General features: G+C 68.2%; 5 protein-coding genes. 3 read left to right on the top strand and 2 right to left on the bottom strand.

Annotated features, from left to right (window positions below; translation table 11 throughout):
• The first annotated feature begins 197 nt into the window (after positions 1-197).
• Positions 198-860: a glycerol-3-phosphate acyltransferase gene (locus tag ON45_RS10320; RefSeq protein WP_051062858.1), complete on the top strand. Its 663-nt coding sequence runs from the start codon at positions 198-200 to the stop codon at positions 858-860.
• A complete protein-coding gene (locus ON45_RS21395; RefSeq protein ID WP_051062857.1) occupies positions 857-1,696 on the top strand; it encodes a DegV family protein in 840 nt (279 codons plus the stop codon). Before ON45_RS10320 ends, ON45_RS21395 begins: the two co-directional genes overlap by 4 nt.
• 39 nt (positions 1,697-1,735) lie before the next feature.
• On the opposite strand, the gene ON45_RS21390 is transcribed toward ON45_RS21395, so the two are convergent.
• Positions 1,736-2,212 carry a sterol desaturase family protein gene (locus ON45_RS21390; RefSeq protein ID WP_051062855.1) on the bottom strand — a complete coding sequence of 159 codons (477 nt, stop codon included), beginning with the start codon at positions 2,210-2,212 and terminating at the stop codon, positions 1,736-1,738.
• A 67-nt stretch (positions 2,213-2,279) separates the two neighbouring features.
• On the opposite strand from ON45_RS21390, the gene ON45_RS10305 reads away from it, so the two are divergent.
• Positions 2,280-3,062: an enoyl-CoA hydratase/isomerase family protein gene (locus ON45_RS10305; RefSeq protein WP_040493639.1), complete on the top strand. Its 783-nt coding sequence runs from the start codon at positions 2,280-2,282 to the stop codon at positions 3,060-3,062.
• Between the two features lie 10 nt (positions 3,063-3,072).
• Here ON45_RS10305 and ON45_RS23070 read toward each other — a convergent pair.
• On the bottom strand, positions 3,073-3,562 hold a 490-nt coding region (locus ON45_RS23070), incomplete at its 5' end, for an alpha/beta fold hydrolase (RefSeq protein WP_040493638.1).

The raw sequence follows: 3,562 nt of genomic DNA, 5'->3' as shown, positions 1-3,562 counted from the left end.
ACGGGATTCGAACCCGTGCCGCCACCTTGAAAGGGTGGTGTCCTAGGCCACTAGACGATGGGGGCCTATTCGAGGCGTGGACCTCTTCTCGTTGAGAGCGACATGAATCTAACAGCGCCCCCCGACCGTTCCACGCGCGGATTCGTCGTCGTCGACAGTTCCGCGTCCGTTTCGATCGCACGTCTACTGTCCCACACATGCGATGGCGCGGTCGACGAGGCAGGTTCAACCGACTGGGCATCGGTCTGACCGCCGCCTACCTTCTCGGCACGGTCTCCACGGCCGATCTCGTCGTGAAGAAGATGGGGGCGGCAGACCTGCGTGGTGAGGGGAGCGGCAACCCGGGAGCCGCCAACGCGATGAAGATGCTCGGGACGAAGGCCGGGCTCGTGGTGATGGCGGGTGACATCGGCAAGGGAGTGGCCGCGTGTGCGGTGGGTGGCGTGTTCGGGGGACCGACCGGTGCACACCTGGCCGGAACCGCTGCAGTTGCCGGTCACTGCTATCCCGTCACGCGCAGTTTTCGGGGCGGCAAGGGTGTGGCGACGAGTGCCGGGCAATGTCTCGCGACGTTCCCCGCGTACTTCTTGATCGATGTCGGCGTCGCCGCGGTGACGGCGGCGGTGCCGGCGTGGAAGCAGCGGGCGTTCGCGGCGACGATGGCGTCGAGCGGTTGCTGGATTCTCGGCGCACTCCTCTGGTGGGCGAAGGGTTGGCGCAATCTCTGGGGACCGAAGCCGTCGGCGATGCTGCCGATCGGGGCGCTCCTGTCGAGCGCGATCATCGCCGAACGCTTCATCGCTGCGGGTGATTCGCCGCCACCCGGTTCCCTCGAGCCGATGCCGGGACGGGCCGAATGATCGGCCTGGTCGTCGACTCGAACAGCCAGGTTCCGCCGGAGCTGGTCGAGCGCTACGACATCGAGGTGGTGCCGCTCACCGTGATCGTCGACGGAGTGGAGTTCCTCGAGGGGGTGGACCTCGATGCCGACCGCTTCTACTCCGCCTGGTCCGAGGGTGTTGCGCCCGACGTGGGTACGAGTCAGCCGTCGCCCGGTGCGTTCGTCGACGCGTACGCGCGGCTGGTCGAACGAGGCGCAGACGAGATCCTGTCCGTCCACATCGCCGAGACGATGAGTGGAACGCTGAACTCGGCGCGGATCGCGGCCGAGTCGGTGGACGTCCCGGTGCGACTCGTCGACACGAGAACAGCGAGCTTCGGGATCTCCTGCTGCGCCTGGGCCGCGGCGGAGGCGATCTACGACGGCGCCGGACTCGAGCAAGCGGCTGCCGTGGCCGAGCAGCAGGCCGACGGACTGCACACATCGTTCGTCGTGGGCGTCCCGGCGTTGCTCGATCGCTCCGGCCGAGTCGACGGGATCGACGTCGAACGAGAAGCGGTGGCGGGGATCCCCGTCCTGGCGATGACGGGTTCCGACTTCTTCGTGCTCGACACCGTCGTCGACTTCGATGCGGCGATCGCCGTGATGGTCGGCGACGCGTTGGCGTGGCCGCCGAGCGGTGACGGCCTCCGGATCGCGATCGGAACCTCCGACGAGTCCAGCCGCCCGATGTCCGAGGCGCTCACGGCGGCGTTCGACGGTCACCCCTCGGTCTCGGAACTCGTCCAGTACCGGATCGGCCCCAGCGTTGGCGCCCACACCGGTCCCGGCACCGCCGGCCTGTTCGTGTTCTGACCGAGCGTGTGCGTTGGTGACCGGCACCAGCGCACATGCTCAGGTGTTGACGAGGGGGTTGCGGCTGGTGGTTGCGGCGCGGGTGCGGAGGTCCGAGGGGACGATCGGGAGCAGCATGCCGTACGGGGCGGCGCTGTAGAGGTGGTGGATGCGGTGGGCAGCGGCGAGGTGATCGAGCACGGCGTTCCGGCGGCCCTGGAACCAGCCGAGACGTCCGTGGATGTAGACGTCGTGCACGAGCGCGTACGCGGCGCCGTACGCCGTCACTCCGACGGCGACGGGGACGAGCGATCCGAACCCGTCCCAGTTGAAGCCGGCGAACAGGGCGAGGTTGACGATCGCGGCGAAAATCACGGGATACCAGTCGTTGGTTTCCCATCCTCCCGATGTCCGCCGGTGATGGCTGCGATGCAGGAACTCGCCGAGACCGTGCATCACCCATCGATGCGTCGCGGCCGTGATCGGCTCCATCGCCACGAACGCCACCACGGCGAGCAGAATCCACGACCAGGTCACATCAGGAACGATAGACCCGCACGACGCCGACCCGATCGACGCGACCGCGAGGTGACACGATGCGGACATGGCTGAGTCAGCGCGGTTCGACACACTGCACGCCACGGTCGACGGGCGCATCGGTCGACTCACCTTGAATCAGCCCGACAAGCTGAATCCGCTGGGAACACGTCCGCTCGCCGAGATCGCGAGTGCGGCCGAGTGGTTCGACACGACCGATGCCAGTGTCGTGATCGTCACCGGTGCGGGGCGGGCGTTCTCTTCGGGATTCGACCTTCGCGAGTTCGCCGACGGCACATCGTCGACCGCCGACAGTCGAGCGCAGGCTGATCTGGGTCGCCGGATGGCCGAAGCGATGGAGCGGATGCGCGCGCTGACGATCGCCGCGATCAAAGGGCCGTGCGTCGGCGGTGGGGTGGTGCTCGCCGGCGTCTGTGATCTCCGCATCGCCGCCGATGACACCGTCTTCTCGATCCCCGAGGTCGATCTCGGCATCCCGCTCGCGTGGGGCGGAATCCCGCGACTGGTCCGGGAGATCCCGCCGGCGATCGTGCGCGAACTGGTGCTGACGTGCCGTCCGTTCGACTCCGAGGAGGCGCGATCGCTCGGTTTCGTGAACCGTGTGGTGCCGCGCGCCGACCTCGAGGCGACGGTCGACGAGCTGGCGGCCGACCTCGCACGCAAGGCGCCGTCCGTCGTTCGGGCCACCAAGCGACAGGTCGACGCGGCGCTCGAGAACGTCGCATCGACGACCGGCGCTTGGGCCGATGCCGACCTGCTGGGAGCGGCACTCAGCGATCCCGAGGCACGATCGGCCGCACGGGACTACCTGGCCCGACGATCGTCCTGACCGATTGCGATCAGCTTCCGTATGCGTCGAGTGCTTCGGCGATCGAGGCGACGGCCACGCCGGGGGCATCGGCGACCGCTTCGAGCCACTTCGGGCGGAAACTGCTCGCGACCGTGATCGGATTGACCGCCGGTGATCCGGCGGTCGCCAACGACACGTACGACATCGCGTAGTCGGCGGGGCGGAGATCACGGCCGAGCTCCACCAGCCCGTACGGGTCGGGTGCCGATCCGTCGGTGTCGAGGGCGAAGAAGCTCTGCGAACTCGGACCCGTGGGGCCACCGGCCAGGCCGGGACCGTCCGTGAGGATCGCGCCGTGGACCTGGCTCGCACGCGCTCCGGCGATCTGGAGGGCGACGTAGGCGCCGAGGCCGCGTCCCAACACGGTGATCGAACGGTCCGGATCGTCGTCGGTCAGATGGGCGAGTGCATGGTCGACATCGGCCATCAGCATCTCGGGCGAGTACCCGCCGCTCGCGGGGATCGTTGAGTCGCCGTGG

Origin of the sequence: Ilumatobacter nonamiensis YM16-303 (genome assembly GCF_000350145.1) — a bacterium.
Taxonomy (GTDB): Bacteria; Actinomycetota; Acidimicrobiia; order Acidimicrobiales; family Ilumatobacteraceae; genus Ilumatobacter_A; species Ilumatobacter_A nonamiensis.
The sequence above is the reverse complement of the archived record's forward strand: the minus strand, read 5'-3'. Positions and strand labels throughout refer to the sequence as shown.

Excerpts from the sequence above, each read along its gene's own strand:
- ON45_RS10320 (WP_051062858.1), top strand. The coding sequence starts at position 198 with ATGCGATGGCGCGGTCGACGAGGCAGGTTCAACCGACTGGGCATCGGT.
- ON45_RS21395 (WP_051062857.1), top strand. The coding sequence starts at position 857 with ATGATCGGCCTGGTCGTCGACTCGAACAGCCAGGTTCCGCCGGAGCTG.
- ON45_RS10305 (WP_040493639.1), top strand. The coding sequence starts at position 2,280 with ATGGCTGAGTCAGCGCGGTTCGACACACTGCACGCCACGGTCGACGGG.